This is a genomic window from Bradyrhizobium sp. UBA2491, assembly GCF_002341725.1.
Classification (GTDB): domain Bacteria; phylum Pseudomonadota; class Alphaproteobacteria; order Rhizobiales; family Xanthobacteraceae; genus Bradyrhizobium.
The window spans coordinates 190,197-209,994 of record NZ_DDOP01000015.1 but is presented as its reverse complement, the minus strand read 5'-3'; the positions used below and the strand labels follow the sequence as shown (position 1 = coordinate 209,994).

Here is a 19,798-nt window from a genome sequence, read left to right as displayed (position 1 = left end):
CCGACGAGGCGCCGCTCGAATGTCAGGTGATTCAGTTCCGGCGCGGGCGTGCCGTCACCAGTGGCAGAAAGATCGTATCGATGATCTCCTCGATCACCTTCTTCGATACGGGCCGGTGCGTCATGAGCACCTCGTGGCGAATCAGGTCGATGGGCAGGGTCGATATTCGCGGCGTCAGCCTGCTTTGATCCAGTTCGCCTCGCTCGACGCCTCGTTGAAGGACCTCGCCAACGCCTCGGTGCAAAACCTCTTTCAGCTTGCCGTCGCCAACGAGCCGTCGACGCAGATCGGCAAGATTGGTGTCGGTCTCCAGGAAGTAGTCACCCATGCTGAGCAGGACCCGGAGCATCGTCCGCGCTCCACGGTCCGAGAACTTCTGGAGCAGGGAGACCAGCTCGTCCCTGACGTTCCCGAGATCCGGCGTTCTAACCGGGTTGCTCTGGTTGTAGTTCGCAATGGCGGCGACGACGAGATCGGATCGGCTTGCCCACCGGCGCGCCAGAACGGGCCGGCTGGTGCCTGCCCGTTTCGCGACGGCCTCCATCGTGAAGCCGCCATAACCACGATCGAGCAATTCCTGCCAGGCTGCGTCGAGGATCGCATCCTCGAGGGCAGCGCCGCGCCGACGCTTCTCGACCATCATCCTGCTCCGCCGAATAGGCTGCCCCTGCCTGTGCCAATCGGCCCTTGCTGTGCATCCGTGAGCCCACGGCTTGGGGCGAACTTCGGCCTGACGCAAGAAACGGCGGGCGACGCCTCGTCAATCCGTCCACACATGCCGTCTCACTTCGCGCAATGCGCGATCAGTCGCGCGACGAAGTCTCCGCACGCCTCGAGCTGCGATATCTCGACGAATTCGTCCGGCGTATGCGCCTGCGCGATTCCGCCGGGGCCGATCACCACCGACGGCACGTCTGCCATGCTGGTGAACAGGCTGGCCTCGGTACCGAAGGCGACCTTGGCGTGGTCGTTGCGACCGGCGAATTGCTTGGCGAGCGTGACGATCGGGGCGTCGGCGGCGGTATCGAGCGCGGGATAGTCGAGGATCTCCGCGAAGTCGATGCCGCAGTCCGGATGCCGTGCGCGCATCTTCGGCTCGATCTCCGCCTCGGCCCAGGCGACGATCGCGTCCGTCACCTGTCTGGACTCGGTGATCCCAATGCCGCGGCATTCGAACTCCACCACGCACTGGTCGGGCACGATGTTGAGCGCGGCGCCGCCGTGGACGATGCTGGTGAGCAGCGTCGAGTGCGGGACGTCGTAGAGACTGTCTTGTTCGGCATCCGCGGCCAGCAGCGCGGCGCGGCGGCGAATCTCTGATATCAGGTCGGCCGCGTATTCGATGGCGTTGACGCCGTCGGGCGCGATCGAGGAGTGACGCGCGAGCCCGCGGAAGGTGGCACGCACGCCGTGCTTGCCCTTGTGGCCGATGATCACCTGCATCCGGGTCGGCTCGCCGACGAAGCAGCCGAGCGGCTTCACGCTCTTGCGCGCGACCTCGCGCAGCATCGGCCGCACGCCGACGCAGCCGATCTCCTCGTCGTAGGAGATCGCAAGATGGATCGGCGTCTTCAGGCCGGCATCGACCATCTCCGGCACCATGGCAAGACAGACTGCGACGAAGCCCTTCATGTCGGTGGTGCCGCGGCCGTACAGCTTGCCGTCGCGCTCGACGAGCTCGAACGGGTTGTGGGTCCAGTCCTGCCCCGCGACCGGCACGACGTCGGTATGCCCCGACAGAACCAGGCCCGCCTTGTCCCGGGGGCCGATCGTGACCCACAGCGAGGACTTCTGCCCGGTGTCATCCACGACGCGCTCACCGCTGACGCCGAACGAGGCAAGGTAACGCTCGATGTAATCGATCAGCGGCAGGTTGGAACGATCGCTCACCGTGTCGAAGGCGACGAGGTCGGCCAACATTTTGCGGATACGGTCGGGACGTGGGGTTTGCATGAATGGCGCCATGAACGGGAACGGATCGCCCGACCATAGCAACGAAACTGCGAAAGGGAAAAGAACGTGTTGTGCGCGCGCGGACGCGTCCCGGACGGTTCATGTCGCGAGAACGAAGGAGCTGATTCACAGCTCGTGCAACATCCTCGCCATCGTCCCGGCGCAGGCCGGGACCCATCACCCCAAATGCAGATTGGTGCACGATGCCGGCGAACCGAGTCCCGCTTGCAAGTCGTGCTGCGGCGTATGGGTCCCGGCCTGCGCCGGGACGACGATGACACGATGAAGTGCGCGGTCGTTAGACCGGCTTGCCGGTATACGGCATCGATGCCGTCAGGCCGCCGTCGACCGGGATGGCCTGGCCGTTGACGTAGGAGGCTTCGTCGCTGGCCAGGAACAGCCCCATCGCGGCGAGTTCGTGCGGCTGGCCGGGGCGCTTCAGCGGATTGAGCTGGCCGATCTTGTCCTGGGTGCCGCGCTCCTTGGCGCGGTCGAACACCGGCTTGGTCATGCCGGTCTCGATCAGGCCGGGGCAGACCGCGTTGACGCGCACGCCGGTGCCGGAGAGCGAGTAGGCGGTGGTCTGCACCAGGCTGATGACGCCGGCCTTGCTCGCGCCGTAGGGATGTCCGCTGGCGCCGGCCTTCAGGCCCGCGACCGACGCGGTGAGGATGATCGAGCCAAAGCCCTGCTTGGTCATGTGCGGAATCGAATGCTTGATCGCGAGGAACGGGCCGATCAAATTGACGCGCAGCACCTCCTGCCAATGCTCGGGGGTCTGATCGGCGAGCGGAACGAGGCCGCCGCTGACGCCGGCATTGGCCCAGATCGCGTCGAGCTTGCCGTACTTCGAAACCGCCTTCTCGATGAAGGCCTTCACGTCGCTCTCCGATCCCGCATCGGCGGTCACGGCTTCGACGGTGCCGCCGGCATCGCGCACCAGCTTCGCGGTCTCGTTGACGCCATCGGTACGGTCGACCGCAATCAGTCTCGCGCCTTCCCTGGTGAACAGCAGCGACGCCGCGCGGCCGATGCCGCTGCCGGCGCCGGTGATGATTACGGATTTGCCTTCGAGGCGGCCCATGAGGTTCTCCCTGTTCACGTGGTCCGTGGCGCCTTTGCCGCGCGACGGAATTCAAACAAAATTTCAAACGTCCGAAGCACTTGAGACGGTGTGCGGCGTGACGTACAGCGACGGGGGACAGTATTGAAGGGCTCATCCGATGTCCAATCCAGACAAGCCAAACGTGACGGTGACGCGGTGGTGGTGGATTCGCCACGCGCCGGTGCGCAGCGACGGCGGCAACATCTACGGCCAAGAGGACATCGACTGCGACACCGGCGACGTCGAAGTGTTCGAGGCAGTTGCCAAGATGCTGCCGCGCGACGCGGTCTGGTATTCGAGCAACCTCAAGCGCACGCACCAGACCGCAGAAGCGATCTGGGCCGCTGGATTTCCGAAGCCGGCCAACATGACGCAGGAGCGGGATTTCGCCGAGCAGCATCTCGGCCGGTGGCAGGGCATGAACCGCGCCGCGCTGCTCGCCAGCCAGCCGCCCGGCCGGAGCTGGTTTGCCGACGTCAACGAGCCCGCACCGGGCGGCGAGAGTTTCATGGACCTCTACACGCGGGTCTGCCGCACGATCGTGCGGATCACGGCTGCGGAAGCGGGCCGGAACATCATCGCGGTCGGCCATGGCGGCGTGATCCGTGCCGCGGTCGGCCTTGCGCTCGGCGGCCAGCCGGATCGCGGATTGTCCTTCGACGTCGACAACGTCTCGGTGACGCGGCTCGATCACATCGCGGGTGTCGGCCTGTCGACCTGGCGGCTGCCGATGGTGAACCAGCAGCCCTGGATCGCCGATCCGCGCCACGCCGCGATGCATCAGCCGTCCGGGCCCGAAGTGCGGCCGGCGAGCAAGCTCGCGTGATTGCTGCTATCGCAGCACCGCATCACTGCCTAAGCTAAACGCAGAACTCAAACATCTTACATCAGGGAGAGAACCATGACCTTGTTCGACATGAAGGGAAAAGTCGCCGTCATCACCGGCTCGACGCGCGGCATCGGGCGCGCGATCGCCGAGCGGATGGCCGAGCACGGCGCCAAGGTCGTGATCTCCTCGCGCAAGGCCGACGTCTGCGAGCAGGTGGCGAAGGAGATCAACGACAGCTACGGCAAGGGCACTGCGGTTGCGATCGCGGCCAACATCTCTTCGAAGGAAAACCTGCAAAACCTGGTCGACGAGAGCAACCGCGCCTTCGGCAAGATCGACGTGCTGGTCTGCAACGCGGCGTCCAATCCCTATTATGGCCCGCTCGCCGGCATCTCCGACGATCAATTCAGAAAAATCCTCGAGAACAACATCGTCGCCAACAACTGGCTGATCTCGATGGTGGTGCCGCAGATGATCGAGCGCAAGGACGGCTCCGTCATCATCGTGTCCTCGATCGGCGGCCTCAAGGGCTCGACCATCCTCGGCGCCTACGCGATCTCGAAGGCCGCCGACATGCAGCTCGCGCGCAACCTGGCTTGTGAGTACGGCAAGCACAATATCCGCGTGAACTGCATCGCGCCCGGCCTGATCAAGACCGACTTCGCCAAGGCGCTGTGGGACAATCCGGACAATCTGAAGGCCTCGACCGCGCGCTCGCCGCTGCTGCGCATCGGCGTGCCGGACGAGATCGCGGGCTGCGCGGTGATGATGGGCTCGCGCGCCGGTGACTTCATGACCGGCCAGACCGTGGTGATCGACGGCGGCGCGACGATCAGCTGATCGTCGTTGGTGCGCAGAGCGTGCCACGCATTCATCTCGTCATCACCGGCGAAAGCGGGTGATCCAGTACGCCGAGGCCTCTCGATTCATCACGACCGCCGCGGCGTGCTGGATGCCCCGCTTTCGCGGAGCATGACAGCATTGATGAGGGGAGGCAGCGATCACTCCACTGCTGAGTACACCCCGTTCCTCACCAGCGAGCGGGTGTATTCGCGCTGGCCCGGGCCCTGCATCATGAAGACCGCGATCAGGTCTTCGCGCGGGTCGATCCAGAAGAACGTGCCGGCCATGCCGCTCCAGAAGTACTGGCCGACCGAGCCGGAGAACGCTGCGATGCCCTGCTGCATGCGCACGGCGAAGCCGAGGCCGAAGCTGTGGCCGGGCGACACCAGCGTGCCCTGAACCTTGACGCCGGCGCCGAGGTGATCGGAGGCCATGAATTCGAGCGTCTTGCGGCCGATGATCCTGGTGCCGTCGAGCGAGCCGCCATTGAGCAGCATCTGCGCGAAGCGGGCATAGTCCATCGTGGTCGACACCAGTCCGCCACCGCCGGATTCCATCGCCGGCTTCTCCAGCATGTTGAACAGTTGCACCTTCTCATTGGTCCAGGGATCGTTGCCAAATGCCTCGGCCAGCCGGCCGGCATTGGCTTCGGGCGTGTGGAACGCGGTCTCGTTCATCTGCAACGGCGCGAGGATGCGCTCGGTGAGGAATTCGCCGAGCGTCTTGCCGCTGACGACTTCGATGATGCGGCCGAGGATGTCGGTGGAGCGGCTGTAATTCCATTCGGCGCCCGGTTGGCAGACCAAGGGCATGCTGGCGAGCATGGTGGCGTGCTCTGCATTGGTGATCTTGCGGCTGCGCAGCCGCGACTGCTTGTAGAGCTCCTGCACCGGGCCGTTGCCGGTGTGGTCATAGGTTAAACCCGAGGTGTGGCGCAGCAGATCCTGGATCGTCATCTGCCGCTGCACGGGGACCAGCTCGAGCTTGCCGTCGCGTTCGACGCCGACCTTGGTCTCGGCGAATTCGGGGATGAACTTGGCGACGGGATCGTTGAGCAGGAAGTGGCCGTCCTCGAGCAGCTGCATGATGCCGACCGAGACGATCGGCTTGGTCATCGAGAAGATGCGGAAGACCGTGTCATGCGTCATCGGTGCCGCGGCGGTCGGGCTCTGCCGGCCGATCGCGTCGAACCAGCCGACCTGGCCGCGCCGCGCCACCAGCACGGTGAAGCCGGGCGCAGTTCCCTTGTCGACCTCGCGCTTGAACGTGTCGGACAGCGCCTGTAGCCGCGTGCCCGACAGTCCGATCGATTCGGGTTTGGCCAAGGGCAGGGACGGGGTGGCCGGGCTGGCGGCATGCTTGGTGGCGGTTTGGGCGTTCATGGTCTCTCCCGGGCTCTTGATTCTTGCGGCGAGGTGCCGACGAGGCGTGATGGTGGAAGTCTGACGCAGAAGTTTTGCAATGAACAGAAGCTTCAGCGCTCAGCCCTTGCAAACCGGCCATGCCCTGTGCTTGAAACGGCGCGAACCGGCGGCGACGTCGGTTCCCTGCAGGAGTGTAGCTCAATTGGTAGAGCACCGGTCTCCAAAACCGGGGGTCGCAGGTTCGAGCCCTGCCACTCCTGCCAGCTTTTAAGCCAACAATTTGAATACTTTGGCCGAGGTCCTGGACCCCGGCCATGATCGTTTCCGGCTACTTGACCAGCGGGCAGCCACCGTCCTTGAGCGGCCGGAACGCCTGGTCGCCGGGCACCTCGGCGAGCAGCTTGTAGTAATCCCACGGCGCCTTCGATTCTTCGGGCTTCTTGACCTCGAACAGGAACATCGAGTGCACCATGCGGCCGTCCTCGCGCACCACGCCGTTGTCGGTGAAGGCGTCGCGCACCGGGGTGGCGCGCATCTTGGCCAGTACCGGCTTGGTCTCCTTGGTGCCGGCGGCCTTGACCGCATTGAGGTAGTGCAGTGTGGCGCTGTAGGTCGCGGCCTGGTTCATCGTCGGCATCCGCTTGGTGCGCTCGAAGAAGCGCTTGCCGAAGGCGCGGGTGCGATCGTTGAGATCCCAATAATACGCCTCGGTGATGATCAGCCCCTGCGCGAGCTTCAGCCCGAGGCTGTGGATGTCGGAAATGAACATCACGATCCCGGCCAGATTCTGCCCGCCTGCGACGATGCCGAATTCGGACGCCTGCTTGATCGCGTTGATGGTGTCGCCGCCGCCATTGGCGAGGCCGACGATCTTGGCCTTCGAGGCCTGCGCCTGCAACAGGAAGGACGAGAAGTCCGGCGTGTTGAGCGGATGCCGCGCGCTGCCGAGCACCTTGCCGCCGGCGGCGCGGACCACGTCACCGGTGTCGCGCTCGATCGAATGGCCGAACACGTAGTCGGCGGTGATGAAGAACCAGGTGTCGCCGCCGTTCTTCACGATCGCGCTGCCGACGGTGTGGGCGTTGCCGTAGGTGTCGTAGGTCCAGTGCAGCGTATAGGGCGAGCAGGACTTGCCGGTGATGTCGGAGCTCGCCGCGTCCGTCACGATCATAATCTTCTCGAACTGCTTCGACATCTCCATGCCGGCGAGCGCGGTCGCCGAGGTCGGCATGTCGATGATCATGTCGACGCCTTCGGCCTCGTACCATTTCCGGGTGATGGTGGCGGCGACGTCGGCCTTGTTGAGGGCATCGGCGGTGACGAGCTCGATCGGCTTGCCGAACATCGAGCCGCCGAACTCCTCGATCGCCATCTTGGTGGCTTCGACGTTGCCGGCGCCGCCGATGTCCGAATAGACCGACTGGAAATCGGTCAGCACGCCGATCTTGAGCGGTGTCTGCTGCGCGAGCGCAGGCCCCGCCAGCACGGCGGCGAAGAGGCCGGCGGCGGACAGACTCGTGGCGATGGATTTCATGGTGATGCGTCCTCCCGGGGTGTTCTTATCGGTTTGTCCGACAAAGTTAGATTTGCCCGGTTCCAGTGTCAATTCTGGCCCGCCAGATGCGACAATCCAGCCGGTATGGACGCATTTGACGGTTCATCGGCCTTCCTCTAGCTTTGTCCGACAAACAACAATCGGGAGCCCAGGGTGCCCGCCACGCCATTGTTCCGGCGCATCGACGTCGCGCCGGCCTATCAGAAGGTCGCCGACGCGATCGAGCGCGAGATCATCAACGGCCGGATCAAGCCGGGCGAGCCGATCGGCACCGAGCAGCAGCTGGTGGAGCAGTTCGGCGTCAATCGCTCGACGGTGCGCGAAGGCATCCGCGTACTGGAGGAGGGCGGGCTGATCCGCCGCGATTCCAGCCGCCGCCTGCAAGCCTGCCTGCCGCGCTACAACAAGCTCGCCACGCGGCTGTCGCGCGCGCTGATCCTGCATGAGGTGACGTTCCGCGAATTGTTCGAGGCCTCGATGACGCTGGAGATCGCGAGCGTCGAAGGCGCGGTGGAGCGTGCCACCGATGAGAACATCGCCGAGCTCGCCGGCAATCTCGAGCGCAGCGCCAATGTGGTCGGTAATCCCGCCGAGCTCGCCGAGCTCGACGCCGAATTCCACGTGCTGATGGCCAAGGCCTCGCAGAACCGCGTGTTGCAGCTCGCCCGCGAGCCCGCCGCGCAGCTGTTCTTTCCGACCACCGAGATGATCGTCGGCGGCGTGCCGGAGGGCGGCGCGCGCCTCGTCGAGGCGCATGGCCATATGCTCGACGCGATCAGGCGCCGCGACAAGGAAGCCGGCGTGCTGTGGACGCGACGGCACTTGCAGGACTGGCGGCGCGGCTTCGAGAAGATCGCCTCGCTCGATCGTTCGGTCGAGCACACCTACATGGAACACGCCTACGCCGCTCGGCAATAGCGGCGGCGCGGCGAAGGCAGGACAACGACAACAAGCACATTCGGGAGGGCCTACATGAGCGAAGACATCGCAGCGACCATCCAGCGCGCGCGTGAGCACAGCATCGGCGATCTATTGCGCCGGTCGGCGAAGCGCTACCCAAACAAGACCGCGCTGATCTGCGGCGAGGTGGGCTGGACCTTCGCGGAGATGGACGCGATCTGCAACCGGCTCGGCCGCGGGTTGATCGGCCTTGGCGTCGCGAAGGGCGACCGCGTCGCGGTGCTGTCGCGCAATTCGCACGGCTTCGCCGCGCTGCGCTTCGCGGTGGCGCGGATCGGTGCGATCCTGGTGCCGATCAACTTCATGCTCAATCCCGACGAGATCAATTTCATCCTCGCCAATTCAGGCGCTAGGCTGCTCGCGGTCGGCCCTGACTTCGTGGAGACCGCGCATGCCGCGGCGGCCAAGGGCTCGGCGGTCGAGACCCTGATCTGGCTGCCCGGTGAAGATGCCGCGACCGCGCCTGAAGGCATCACGACATTCGACAGTTTGCTGCACAGCGATGCGTCGGCGCCGGACGTGTCGGTGGACAGCCGCGACCCCGCGCAGATCATTTACACCAGCGGCACCGAATCGCTGCCGAAGGGCGCGATCCTCACCCATGAAGCGGTGATGTGGCAGTATGTCAGCTGCATCATCGACGGCGGCATGGCGACCGACGACACCGTGCTGCACGCGCTGCCGCTCTATCACTGCGCGCAGCTCGACGTCTTCCTCGGACCCGCGATCTACCTCGGCGCCACCAGCCTGATCACCGGCAAGCCGGTGCCCGACAACGTCCTGGCGCTGATCGCGACCCACAGGATCAATTCGTTCTTCGCTCCGCCGACGATCTGGATCGCGATGCTGCGCTCGCCGGCGTTCGATCGCACCGACCTGTCGACCCTGCGCAAGGGCTATTACGGCGCCTCGATCATGCCGGTCGAGGTGCTGCTCGAATTGCAGCGCCGGCTGCCGGACGTGAAGTTCTGGAATTTCTACGGCCAGACCGAGATCGCGCCGCTCGCGACCGTGCTCGCGCCGCAGGACCAGCTGCCGAAGGCCGGCTCCGCCGGCAAGCCCGCGATCAATGTCGAGACCCGTGTGGTCAAGCCCGACATGACCGACGTCGCCGTCGGGGAGGTCGGCGAGATCGTGCACCGCTCGCCGCACCTGCTGTCCGGTTACTACAACGATCCGGTCAAGACCGCGGCCGCGTTTGCCGGCGGCTGGTTTCACTCCGGCGATCTCGCTGTTGTCGACGCCGATGGCTACATCACCGTGGTCGATCGCGTGAAGGACATGATCAAGAGCGGCGGCGAGAATGTCGCAAGCCGCGAGGTCGAGGAGATGGTCTACCGGCTGCCGGCGGTGTCGGAGGTCGCGGTGGTCGGGCTGCCCGACCCGCGCTGGATCGAGGCGGTGACCGCGATCGTCGTGGTCAAGGCCGGCGAGAGCCTCGATGCCGATACCGTCATCAAGCATTGCGCGGCGTCGATGGCCCATTTCAAGGTGCCGAAGCGGGTGATCTTCGTGGATGCCCTGCCGAAGAACCCGAGCGGCAAGCTGCTCAAGCGCGAGCTGCGGCAGCGCTATGTCGGCGGCTCGACGTTGGATCAGGCGGTCCAGAACAGCTTTGCCGGGTGATCGACCCGGCCGCGGCGGTGGATGGGCGAGGCCAATTGAGCTCCAGCCGTGCGCCTAAGTGCTTGATTTGAGGGGCTCTGTCCCGGTTCGCCGCAGCTGCGGCCGGGGTGGGGCGCGACGCTGCTGATCTTGACGTTTGGCTCCTCTCGCAGTAGATACCCGGCACTCGCAGCCGGCCCGCTTTGATGGCGGATATCCGGCGCGGCCTAATTCCCCGAACAATCGAGCTCGTTTATCGGCTCAACCTTCCAAACGAGGGCTGGGTCCGCAAGGTCGGCTGTTCGGATTCCTTGAAACGTTGCAATCGTCCGGAGACGGACGCGGATCTCACGATGGCTTTCAGCCCGTTCAAATTCCTGCAGGAAGTACGCTCGGAGACCGCCAAGGTCACCTGGCCGACGCGCCGCGAGACGACCATCACCACCATCATGGTGTTCGTGATGGTGGCGCTGGCCTCGATCTTCTTCTTCGCCGCGGATCAGATCATCCGCTATCTCATCACCCTGATACTGGGCATCCACTGATGAGCACTGGAACTCAATTGATGGACAAGCGCTGGTACATCGTTCACGCCTATTCCAACTTCGAGAAGAAGGTTCAGGAATCGATCCGCGAACAGGCCAAGCAGCGCGGGCTGGAAGATCTGTTCGAGCAGATCCTGGTGCCGACCGAGAAGGTCACCGAGGTGCGCCGCGGCCGCAAGATCGACGCCGAGCGCAAGTTCTTCCCGGGCTATGTGCTGGTGAAGATGAAGCTGACCGACGAGGCGTTCCATCTGATCAAGAACACCCCGAAGGTGACTGGCTTCCTCGGTGCGGAAAACAAGCCGATGCCGATCTCGGAAGCCGAGGCGATGCGGATCCTGCACCAGGTGCAGGAGGGCGTGGAGCGTCCGAAGGCGTCGGTGTCGTTCGAAATCGGCGAGAACGTGCGCGTGGCCGACGGCCCGTTCGCCTCGTTCTCCGGCGTGGTGGAAGAAATCGACGAGGCGCGCTCGCGCGTGAAGGTCGCGGTGTCGATCTTCGGCCGCGCGACCCCGGTGGAACTGGAATTCGGTCAGGTCGAAAAGGTGGTCTGACCGGACGGCGTGGGGTATACGCCTCGCGTCAAGCAAAGGCCGTGGGAGGGAGGAGGCGGTCGCCAGCCCCTTCAACCGAACCACGGAACCTGAAACCGCCGGCATCGCCGGCACAACAGGAGTACTAAATGGCAAAGAAAGTGACCGGATACCTGAAGCTTCAGGTCCCGGCCGGTGCGGCGAATCCCTCGCCCCCGATCGGTCCCGCGCTTGGTCAGCGCGGCCTCAACATCATGGAATTCTGCAAGGCGTTCAACGCCCAGACGCAGAAGGAAGAAAAGAACACGCCGATTCCGGTGGTGATCACGATCTACGCCGATCGTTCGTTCACCTTCGAGATGAAGACCCCCCCGATGTCCTTCTTCCTCAAGCAGGCTGCCAAGATCCAGTCCGGCTCGAAGGCGCCGGGCCGCGACAAGGCCGGCAAGGTGACCAAGGCGCAGGTGCGCGAGATCGCCGAGAAGAAGATGAAGGATCTGAATTGCGACACCATCGAATCGGCCATGAAGATGGTCGAGGGCTCTGCCCGCTCGATGGGTCTGGAAGTTGCGGGGTAACGGGCCATGTCAATCGGAAAGCGTTTGCAGAAGGCCCGCGAGGGTGTCGACCGCGAAAAGCTCTATCCGCTCGCGGATGCCATCAAGATGGTCAAGGAGCGCGCCAAGTCGAAGTTCGACGAGACGATCGAGATCGCGATCAATCTCGGCGTCGACCCGCGTCACGCCGACCAGATGGTCCGCGGCGTCGTCAACCTGCCGAACGGCACCGGCCGCACGCTGCGCGTCGGCGTGTTCGCGCGTGGCGCGAAGGCCGAGGAAGCCAAGGCCGCTGGTGCCGACGTCGTCGGTGCCGAGGACCTGGTCGAGAAGGTGCAGGGCGGTGCGATCGATTTCGATCGCTGTATCGCCACTCCCGACATGATGCCGCTGGTCGGCCGCCTCGGTAAGGTGCTCGGTCCGCGCGGCATGATGCCGAACCCGAAGATCGGCACCGTGACCATGGACGTCACCAACGCCGTGAAGGGTGCCAAGGGCGGTTCGGTCGAGTTCCGCGTCGAGAAGGCCGGCATCGTGCAGGCCGGCATCGGCAAGGCCTCGTTCTCCGAGGACAAGCTGGTCGAGAACGTCAAGGCGCTCGCCGACGCGGTCTCCAAGGCGAAGCCCGCCGGTTCCAAGGGCACCTACATCCAGCGCGTGGCGGTGTCCTCCACCATGGGCCCGGGCGTGAAGGTCGAGCCGGGCACGATCCTCGGCTGAGATCTCTGGCCGTAACGAGATAGAGAGGGCGGGATCGGGCAACCGATTCCGCCCTTTGTTTTGCCAAAGCGTTTTCGAGCGAAGCTACTTCCGTTTCGCATGAAGAAAGCGCGCCAAGACAAGATCTGAAGCCTCTCGCAGGAAACAATAACAATGCCCGATAAGGTTCTGGTCTATTCGCGTTTTCCCAAGGCCCAGCTGATCCGCTTCGGCGAGCGCTTCGAGCTGCTGAACGCCGCTGGCAAGCGGCTGGACGAAGCATTTCCGGCCGCGGAACTCGCGGGTATCCGCGCCATGATCACCGCTGGCGGCACGCCGCTCCGGGGCGATGCGATGGACCTGCTGCCGAAGCTCGGCGCGATCATCTGCTACGGCACCGGCTATGATGGCGTCGATCTCGCTGCGGCCGCCAGGCGCGGGATCGCGGTCGGCCACAGCCCGGGGGCGAATGCGGCGTCGGTTGCCGACACGGCGCTGACCCTGATGCTGGCGTCGGTGCGCCGTCTGCTGGTGGCCGACAATTATGTCCGGAGCGGCGACTGGGCCGGCGCCAAGCCGTCGCCGATGATGCGGCCGCAGGCCGGCATGCTCGGCCGCAAGGTCGGCGTCTACGGCATGGGCGAGATCGGCCGCAAGATCGCAAGCCGCGTCGCCGGCTTCGAGACCGAGGTCGGCTATTTCAGCCGCTCGAGGCACGACGTGCCCTACCAGTATTTTCCGACCCTCGAGGCGCTCAGCGACTGGTGCAGCGTGCTGATGGTCGCCGTGCGCGCCGGTGCGGAGACCGAGCGCGTGGTCAATGCCGACATCCTGCGCCGGCTCGGCAGCGACGGCATTGTCGTCAACATCTCGCGCGGCTCCGTCATCGACGAGGCGGCGCTGGTCGCGGTGCTGACCGATGGGACCATCGCCGGCGCCGGCCTCGACGTGTTCGCCAGGGAGCCTCATGTGCCGGATGCGCTGACCGCGTTGCCGAACGTGGTGCTGTCGCCGCATCTCGGCGGCCATACCTTGGAATCGCATGTCGCGATGCAGGACTGCGTGCTGGCCAATCTCGACGCGTTCTTTGCCGGCCGGCCGTTGCCCTATGCGGTCAAGGGCGCCTGAGAGGCCGACCTCGAAGGCATGACCAAGTTCCGCACACCTATGTCGGAACTGGTCCAATATTTGCTCTTGGCAAGCCGGGCAGGACCGGCTACATAGCGCCTTCCGGGCGTGCTGGCACTTGCTGGCATGTCCGTGCTCGCATTCCGAAAACCTGAGATGATAGGAGATCATTCCTTTCCGCATGCCGCAAGGATGCTCGAAAGGAAGGAGACCCGTCGCCTCTGGTGGAGTGAGAGCAGGGGCCTTCAGCTAGCTGAAGTGCCTTGATCCTGTCCAAGACTGCAGGCGCCCACGAGAACTTCGTGTTTTCAACGGCTTAATCGCATGGCCTGCATAGACGGGTGAAGACCGGATTTTGCACTTCACGTCGCGGCATGGTCGCGGCTGGAAGGCTGGTTTGGTTCGAACCTCGACAGCCCATGGCCGCAAGGCTCTGGGAGGGCAGGCTACTAGATGTCGTCTTGCCCGGCATGTCCGAAGGGTCTTAGCGCCCCAGCGGATCAGGTTTAGGGCGGGACGATGGGTGCAACCCGGCGGTCCTGCCTTCGCGGAAAGGCCGCCAACCGGAAAGAGCTTGCTGTGGAACGAGCGGCAAAAAAGGAGTCGGTCGAACAACTTAACGGGGTCTTCAAGGCCACGTCGGTTGCGATCGTTGCTCACTATTCCGGCCTCACCGTGGCCCAGATGCAGAAGCTGCGCATGCAGATGAAGCAGGCGGGCGCGTCGGTGAAGGTCTCGAAGAACCGTCTCGCCAAAATTGCTCTTGAAGGCACTGACGTCGCTGCCATCGGCTCCCTGCTGAAGGGGCCGACCGTGATCGCTACTTCGGACGATCCGGTTGCGGCGCCAAAGGTTGCCGTCGAATTCGCCAAGGCGAACGAGAAGTTCGTCATCCTTGGCGGCTCGATGGGTAAAACCGTCCTGAATGTCGACAGCGTGAAGGCGCTCGCCTCACTGCCGTCGCTCGACGAACTGCGCGGCAAGATCGTTGGCCTCATCGTGGCGCCGGCGACCAAGCTTGCTCAGCTCTCGAACGCGCCCGCGGCCAAGCTCGCGCGCGTCATCCAGGCTCATGCCTCAAAGGGCGAAGCGGCCTGACCCTTCGCTAATCTCAAACCTGGTTCGAACCAAACGTTTAAGGAAACAGATCAATGGCTGACTTGCAGAAAATCGTCGACGACCTCTCGAGCCTCACCGTGCTCGAAGCCGCCGAACTCGCCAAGCTCCTCGAAGAAAAGTGGGGCGTCTCCGCCGCTGCCGCCGTTGCGGTGGCCGGCCCGGCTGCTGGCGGCGGTGCCGCTGCTCCGGCTGAAGAGAAGACCGACTTCACCGTCGTGCTGGCTGCCGCCGGCGACAAGAAGATCGAGGTCATCAAGGAAGTCCGCGCCATCACCGGCCTGGGCCTGAAGGAAGCCAAGGACCTCGTCGAAGGCGCTCCGAAGCCGGTCAAGGAAGGCGTCAACAAGGACGAAGCCGACAAGATCAAGGCTCAGCTCGAGAAGGCTGGCGCCAAGGTCGAGCTCAAGTAATGCGCGATCCGGGAGCGCCGCAGGGCGCTCCCGGGCCATGCAAACGGCGTGCGACAGGTTGTCGCGTGGCGCGTCGGACACAAGAAAGTGTGGGGATCCGTGGACTTAACCCTCGAATCTCCATTATTGCCTACCCATATGGGGTTGGCAGCGGAAAAACACGGTCGGTGGCGGGGACGGCAGGGTCCTCGGGCTAGGCCGTTGGGAGACAGTCAGATTTCGGGCTTTTTCAGTCCGTGAAGCGGAGCGTTTGGACGAGCGGGTGCAGTGATGCGCCCCGCGCGTCGTTTTGCGTTTTGAAGGCAATGGAAGCCGGGACTGGGATTTAATTCCTGAGCGCTGGCTTCGTTCCTTCGGGACGATTCGAAATTCAACCCGGGGCCGATGGCAGTCGCGTCCCGGAAGGTTCGCCAGACAAAGGCGACGAAAATGAGAGGCCACGATGGCGCAGCAGACATTCACCGGTCGCAAACGCGTACGCAAGTTTTTCGGTCACATCAAGGAAGTCGCCGAGATGCCGAACCTCATCGAGGTTCAGAAGGCGTCCTATGACCAGTTCCTGATGGTCGACGAGCCGGCCGGCGGCCGCCTCGACGAGGGCCTGCAGGCGGTGTTCCGCTCGGTGTTTCCGATCTCGGACTTCTCCGGCACCTCGATGCTCGAGTTCGTCCGCTACGAGTTCGAACAGCCGAAATATGACGTCGACGAGTGCCGCCAGCGCGGCATGACCTTCGCTGCGCCGCTCAAGGTGACGCTGCGCCTGATCGTGTTCGATATCGACGAGGAAACCGGCGCCAAGTCGGTGAAGGACATCAAGGAGCAGGACGTCTACATGGGCGATATCCCGCTCATGACGATGAATGGCACCTTCGTGGTCAACGGCACCGAGCGCGTCATCGTTTCGCAGATGCACCGTTCGCCCGGCGTGTTCTTCGACCACGACAAGGGCAAGACCCATTCGTCCGGCAAGCTGCTGTTTGCCGCGCGCGTGATTCCGTATCGCGGGTCCTGGCTCGACATCGAGTTCGACGCCAAGGACATCGTGTTCGCGCGCATCGATCGCCGCCGCAAGATCCCCGTGACCTCGCTGATGTACGCGCTCGGTCTCGACGGCGAGCAGATCCTGTCGACCTTCTACAAGAAGATCGCCTACAAGCGGACCAAGGAAGGCTGGCGCGTGCCGTTCGACGCCAACCGCTTCCGCGGCTACTCGACGATCAATGACCTGATCGACGCCGACACCGGCAAGGTGGTGCTCGAGGCCGGCAAGAAGCTGACCGTGCGCACCGCACGTCAGATGCAGGAGAAGGGCCTCAAGGCGCTGCGCATGTCGGACGAGGAGCTCGTCGGCAACTATCTCGCCGAGGATCTCGTCAACCCGAAGACCGGTGAAATCTACGCCGAAGCCGGCGAAGAGATCACCGAGAAGTCGATGAAGGTGCTGAACGAGCAGGGCTACAAGGACCTGCCGCTGCTCGACATCGACCACGTCAATGTCGGTGCCTACATCCGCAACACGCTCTCGGCCGACAAGAACATGACGCGTGAGGACGCGCTGTTCGACATCTACCGCGTGATGCGTCCGGGCGAGCCGCCGACGCTGGATTCGGCGCAGGCCATGTTCCAGTCGCTGTTCTTCGATGCCGAGCGCTACGACCTTTCCGCGGTCGGCCGCGTCAAGATGAACATGCGCCTCGAGCTCGATGCGCCCGACACCCATCGCACGCTGCGCAAGGAAGACATCCTGGCGGTCATCAAGACCCTGGTCGACCTGCGCGACGGCAAGGGCGAGATCGACGACATCGACCACCTCGGCAACCGCCGGGTGCGTTCGGTCGGCGAGCTGATGGAGAACCAGTACCGGATCGGCCTGCTCCGCATGGAGCGCGCGATCAAGGAGCGCATGTCGAGTGTCGATATCGACACCGTGATGCCGCAGGACCTGATCAACGCCAAGCCGGCGGCTGCCGCGGTGCGCGAGTTCTTCGGCTCGTCGCAGCTGTCGCAGTTCATGGACCAGACCAACCCGCTGTCGGAGATCACCCACAAGCGACGCCTGTCGGCGCTTGGCCCGGGCGGTCTGACCCGCGAGCGTGCCGGCTTCGAAGTCCGCGACGTGCATCCGACGCATTACGGCCGGATCTGCCCGATCGAGACGCCGGAAGGTCCGAACATCGGCCTGATCAACTCGCTGGCGACGTTCGCGCGCGTCAACAAATACGGCTTCGTCGAGACGCCCTATCGCAAGATCAAGGACGGCCGGGTCACCGACGAGGTGGTCTATCTGTCGGCGATGGAAGAGGGGCGCTACCGCGTCGCGCAGGCCAACGTGCCGCTCGATGCCAAGGGCCGCTTCACCGACGATCTGGTGGTCTGCCGCCACGCCGGCGAAGTGCTGCCGGTGACGCCGGACAAGGTCGACTACATGGACGTGTCGCCGAAGCAGCTGGTTTCGGTCGCCGCGGCGCTGATCCCGTTCCTCGAGAACGACGACGCCAACCGCGCGCTGATGGGCTCGAACATGCAGCGCCAGGCGGTGCCGCTGGTTCGCGCCGAGGCGCCGTTCGTCGGCACCGGCATGGAAGGCGTGGTCGCCCGTGACTCGGGCGCGGCGATCGCCGCGCGCCGCTCGGGCGTGATCGACCAGATCGACGCCACCCGCGTCGTGATCCGCGCCACCGAGGATCTCGATCCGACCAAGTCGGGCGTCGATATCTACCGGCTGATGAAGTACCAGCGCTCGAACCAGTCGACCTGCATCAACCAGCGTCCGCTGGTGAAGGTCGGCGACATCGTCAAGAAGGGCGACATCATCGCTGACGGTCCGTCGACCGATCTCGGCGAGCTCGCGCTCGGCCGCAACGTGCTGGTCGCGTTCATGCCGTGGAACGGCTACAACTTCGAAGACTCGATCCTGCTCTCCGAGCGGATCGTGAAGGACGACGTCTTCACCTCGATCCACATCGAGGAGTTCGAGGTGATGGCCCGCGACACCAAGCTCGGTCCTGAGGAAATCACCCGCGACATTCCGAACGTCTCGGAAGAAGCGCTGAAGAACCTCGACGAAGCCGGTATCGTCTACATCGGTGCGGAAGTCCGCGCCGGCGACATCCTGGTCGGCAAGATCACGCCGAAGGGCGAGAGCCCGATGACGCCGGAAGAGAAGCTCTTGCGCGCCATCTTCGGCGAGAAGGCCTCCGACGTCCGCGATACTTCGCTGCGCGTGCCTCCGGGCGTGCAGGGCACCATCGTGGAAGTCCGCGTGTTCAACCGCCACGGCGTCGACAAGGACGAGCGTGCGCTGGCGATCGAGCGGGAAGAGATCGAGCGCCTGGCCAAGGACCGCGACGACGAGCAGGCGATCCTGGACCGCAACGTCTACAACCGCCTCGCCGAGCTGCTGGAGAACCGCCAGGGCATCGCCGGCCCCAAGGGCTTCAAGAAGGATACCAAGATCACCCGCGCGGTGCTCGACGAGTATCCGAAGTCGCAGTGGTGGCTGTTCGCCTCGCCGAACGACAAGCTGATGGCCGAGATCGAGGCCATGCGGAAGCAGTACGACGAGTCGAAGAAGGGCCTCGAGCAGCGCTTCCTCGACAAGGTCGAGAAGCTCCAGCGTGGTGACGAATTGCCGCCCGGCGTGATGAAGATGGTCAAGGTCTTCGTCGCGGTGAAGCGCAAGATCCAGCCCGGCGACAAGATGGCCGGCCGTCACGGCAACAAGGGCGTGGTGTCGAAGATCGTGCCGATCGAGGACATGCCGTTCCTCGAGGACGGTACCCATGCGGACATCGTGCTCAACCCGCTCGGCGTGCCCTCGCGCATGAACGTCGGCCAGATCCTCGAGACGCATCTCGGTTGGGCCTGCGCCGGCCTCGGCAAGCGCATCGGCCAGACCATCGACGCCTACTATCAGAGGCAGGATCTCAAGCCGCTGCGCGAGACCCTGAAGAAGATCTACGGCGAGGATGAAACCATCAAGTCGCTGAACGACAACGAGCTGCTGGAACTCGGCCGCAACCTGAGCCACGGCGTGCCGATCGCAACGCCGGTGTTCGACGGCGCCAAGGAAGCCGACATCGAGGAGATGCTGAAGCTCGCGGGCTTCGACGCCTCCGGCCAGTCGACCGTCTATGACGGCCGTACCGGCGATGCGTTCGATCGCAAGGTGACGATGGGCTACATCTACATGCTCAAGCTGCACCATCTCGTGGACGACAAGATCCACGCGCGTTCGATCGGTCCGTACTCGCTCGTCACCCAGCAGCCGCTGGGCGGCAAGGCGCAGTTCGGCGGCCAGCGCTTCGGCGAAATGGAGGTCTGGGCGCTGGAAGCCTACGGCGCCGCCTACACGCTGCAGGAGATGCTGACCGTGAAGTCGGACGACGTCGCCGGCCGTACCAAGGTGTACGAGGCGATCGTGCGCGGCGACGACACCTTCGAGGCCGGCATTCCGGAATCGTTCAACGTGCTGGTCAAGGAAATGCGCTCGCTCGGCCTCAACGTCGACCTGCACAATTCCAAGGTGGGACCGGCGCCGACGTCGGAAGCCGCCGAGTAACGCTGTGATCGATGCCCGGCGCGTTTCTCGCG

Annotated in this window: 17 protein-coding genes and 1 tRNA gene; 13 read left to right on the top strand and 5 right to left on the bottom strand. The window is 64.4% G+C overall.

What is annotated here, in order from left to right; all coding sequences use genetic code 11:
- Window positions 1-31 precede the first annotated feature (31 nt).
- From B2W55_RS04830 to B2W55_RS04820, 3 genes are all read right to left on the bottom strand, one after another.
- Window positions 32-640 (bottom strand): TetR/AcrR family transcriptional regulator, encoded by a 609-nt coding sequence (locus tag B2W55_RS04830; RefSeq protein ID WP_200894380.1) that lies wholly within the window; start codon window positions 638-640, stop codon window positions 32-34.
- Between the two features lie 143 nt (window positions 641-783).
- On the bottom strand, window positions 784-1,953 hold the full coding sequence (gene argE, locus B2W55_RS04825; RefSeq protein ID WP_024578552.1) for an acetylornithine deacetylase: 1,170 nt from the start codon (window positions 1,951-1,953) through the stop codon (window positions 784-786).
- A 298-nt stretch (window positions 1,954-2,251) separates the two neighbouring features.
- Window positions 2,252-3,037 (bottom strand): SDR family NAD(P)-dependent oxidoreductase, encoded by a 786-nt coding sequence (locus tag B2W55_RS04820; RefSeq protein WP_024578553.1) that lies wholly within the window; start codon window positions 3,035-3,037, stop codon window positions 2,252-2,254.
- A 139-nt stretch (window positions 3,038-3,176) separates the two neighbouring features.
- On the opposite strand from B2W55_RS04820, the gene B2W55_RS04815 reads away from it, so the two are divergent.
- A complete protein-coding gene (locus B2W55_RS04815) occupies window positions 3,177-3,884 on the top strand; it encodes a histidine phosphatase family protein (RefSeq protein ID WP_024578554.1) in 708 nt (235 codons plus the stop codon).
- 75 nt (window positions 3,885-3,959) lie between these two features.
- A complete protein-coding gene (locus B2W55_RS04810; protein WP_024578555.1) occupies window positions 3,960-4,727 on the top strand; it encodes an SDR family NAD(P)-dependent oxidoreductase in 768 nt (255 codons plus the stop codon).
- A 161-nt stretch (window positions 4,728-4,888) separates the two neighbouring features.
- On the opposite strand, the gene B2W55_RS04805 is transcribed toward B2W55_RS04810, so the two are convergent.
- Entirely contained in the window at window positions 4,889-6,112 is a 1,224-nt protein-coding gene (locus B2W55_RS04805) for a serine hydrolase domain-containing protein (RefSeq protein WP_024578556.1), read from the bottom strand.
- Between the two features lie 169 nt (window positions 6,113-6,281).
- Here B2W55_RS04805 and B2W55_RS04800 point away from each other — a divergent pair.
- Window positions 6,282-6,357 (top strand) — tRNA-Trp (locus B2W55_RS04800).
- A 65-nt stretch (window positions 6,358-6,422) separates the two neighbouring features.
- On the opposite strand, the gene B2W55_RS04795 is transcribed toward B2W55_RS04800, so the two are convergent.
- On the bottom strand, window positions 6,423-7,628 hold the full coding sequence (locus tag B2W55_RS04795) for an ABC transporter substrate-binding protein (protein WP_024578557.1): 1,206 nt from the start codon (window positions 7,626-7,628) through the stop codon (window positions 6,423-6,425).
- A 174-nt stretch (window positions 7,629-7,802) separates the two neighbouring features.
- On the opposite strand from B2W55_RS04795, the gene B2W55_RS04790 reads away from it, so the two are divergent.
- The 10 genes from B2W55_RS04790 to rpoB all read left to right on the top strand — a co-directional run bounded on the left by B2W55_RS04790 (window position 7,803) and on the right by rpoB (window position 19,766).
- Complete coding sequence (locus tag B2W55_RS04790) at window positions 7,803-8,567, top strand: FadR/GntR family transcriptional regulator (protein ID WP_024578558.1); 765 nt, start codon at window positions 7,803-7,805, stop codon at window positions 8,565-8,567.
- A 54-nt stretch (window positions 8,568-8,621) separates the two neighbouring features.
- Window positions 8,622-10,235, top strand: a complete 1,614-nt coding sequence (locus tag B2W55_RS04785) for an acyl-CoA synthetase (protein WP_024578559.1) — start codon at window positions 8,622-8,624, stop codon at window positions 10,233-10,235.
- Window positions 10,236-10,567: 332 nt separating this feature from the next.
- Window positions 10,568-10,759, top strand: a complete 192-nt coding sequence (gene secE / locus B2W55_RS04780) for a preprotein translocase subunit SecE (RefSeq protein ID WP_016840554.1) — start codon at window positions 10,568-10,570, stop codon at window positions 10,757-10,759.
- A gap of 20 nt (window positions 10,760-10,779) precedes the next feature.
- Window positions 10,780-11,313: a transcription termination/antitermination protein NusG gene (nusG, locus tag B2W55_RS04775; protein WP_024578560.1), complete on the top strand. Its 534-nt coding sequence runs from the start codon at window positions 10,780-10,782 to the stop codon at window positions 11,311-11,313.
- 128 nt (window positions 11,314-11,441) lie between these two features.
- Window positions 11,442-11,870 carry a 50S ribosomal protein L11 gene (gene rplK / locus B2W55_RS04770; protein ID WP_008136439.1) on the top strand — a complete coding sequence of 143 codons (429 nt, stop codon included), beginning with the start codon at window positions 11,442-11,444 and terminating at the stop codon, window positions 11,868-11,870.
- A 6-nt stretch (window positions 11,871-11,876) separates the two neighbouring features.
- Entirely contained in the window at window positions 11,877-12,569 is a 693-nt protein-coding gene (gene rplA, locus B2W55_RS04765) for a 50S ribosomal protein L1 (RefSeq protein ID WP_024578561.1), read from the top strand.
- 153 nt (window positions 12,570-12,722) lie between these two features.
- Window positions 12,723-13,676, top strand: a complete 954-nt coding sequence (locus B2W55_RS04760; protein ID WP_024578562.1) for a 2-hydroxyacid dehydrogenase — start codon at window positions 12,723-12,725, stop codon at window positions 13,674-13,676.
- Window positions 13,677-14,255: 579 nt separating this feature from the next.
- On the top strand, window positions 14,256-14,774 hold the full coding sequence (gene rplJ, locus B2W55_RS04755) for a 50S ribosomal protein L10 (protein ID WP_024578563.1): 519 nt from the start codon (window positions 14,256-14,258) through the stop codon (window positions 14,772-14,774).
- Between the two features lie 53 nt (window positions 14,775-14,827).
- Complete coding sequence (gene rplL / locus B2W55_RS04750) at window positions 14,828-15,205, top strand: 50S ribosomal protein L7/L12 (RefSeq protein WP_024578564.1); 378 nt, start codon at window positions 14,828-14,830, stop codon at window positions 15,203-15,205.
- Window positions 15,206-15,647: 442 nt separating this feature from the next.
- Complete coding sequence (gene rpoB, locus B2W55_RS04745; protein WP_024578565.1) at window positions 15,648-19,766, top strand: DNA-directed RNA polymerase subunit beta; 4,119 nt, start codon at window positions 15,648-15,650, stop codon at window positions 19,764-19,766.
- Window positions 19,767-19,798: the final 32 nt, after the last annotated feature.

Coding starts and splice junctions, on each gene's coding strand:
- B2W55_RS04830 (WP_200894380.1), bottom strand. CDS start 640: ATGGTCGAGAAGCGTCGGCGCGGCGCTGCCCTCGAGGATGCGATCCTC.
- argE (WP_024578552.1), bottom strand. CDS start 1,953: ATGCAAACCCCACGTCCCGACCGTATCCGCAAAATGTTGGCCGACCTC.
- B2W55_RS04820 (WP_024578553.1), bottom strand. CDS start 3,037: ATGGGCCGCCTCGAAGGCAAATCCGTAATCATCACCGGCGCCGGCAGC.
- B2W55_RS04815 (WP_024578554.1), top strand. CDS start 3,177: ATGTCCAATCCAGACAAGCCAAACGTGACGGTGACGCGGTGGTGGTGG.
- B2W55_RS04810 (WP_024578555.1), top strand. CDS start 3,960: ATGACCTTGTTCGACATGAAGGGAAAAGTCGCCGTCATCACCGGCTCG.
- B2W55_RS04805 (WP_024578556.1), bottom strand. CDS start 6,112: ATGAACGCCCAAACCGCCACCAAGCATGCCGCCAGCCCGGCCACCCCG.
- B2W55_RS04795 (WP_024578557.1), bottom strand. CDS start 7,628: ATGAAATCCATCGCCACGAGTCTGTCCGCCGCCGGCCTCTTCGCCGCC.
- B2W55_RS04785 (WP_024578559.1), top strand. CDS start 8,622: ATGAGCGAAGACATCGCAGCGACCATCCAGCGCGCGCGTGAGCACAGC.
- secE (WP_016840554.1), top strand. CDS start 10,568: ATGGCTTTCAGCCCGTTCAAATTCCTGCAGGAAGTACGCTCGGAGACC.
- nusG (WP_024578560.1), top strand. CDS start 10,780: ATGGACAAGCGCTGGTACATCGTTCACGCCTATTCCAACTTCGAGAAG.
- rplK (WP_008136439.1), top strand. CDS start 11,442: ATGGCAAAGAAAGTGACCGGATACCTGAAGCTTCAGGTCCCGGCCGGT.
- rplA (WP_024578561.1), top strand. CDS start 11,877: ATGTCAATCGGAAAGCGTTTGCAGAAGGCCCGCGAGGGTGTCGACCGC.
- B2W55_RS04760 (WP_024578562.1), top strand. CDS start 12,723: ATGCCCGATAAGGTTCTGGTCTATTCGCGTTTTCCCAAGGCCCAGCTG.
- rplL (WP_024578564.1), top strand. CDS start 14,828: ATGGCTGACTTGCAGAAAATCGTCGACGACCTCTCGAGCCTCACCGTG.
- rpoB (WP_024578565.1), top strand. CDS start 15,648: ATGGCGCAGCAGACATTCACCGGTCGCAAACGCGTACGCAAGTTTTTC.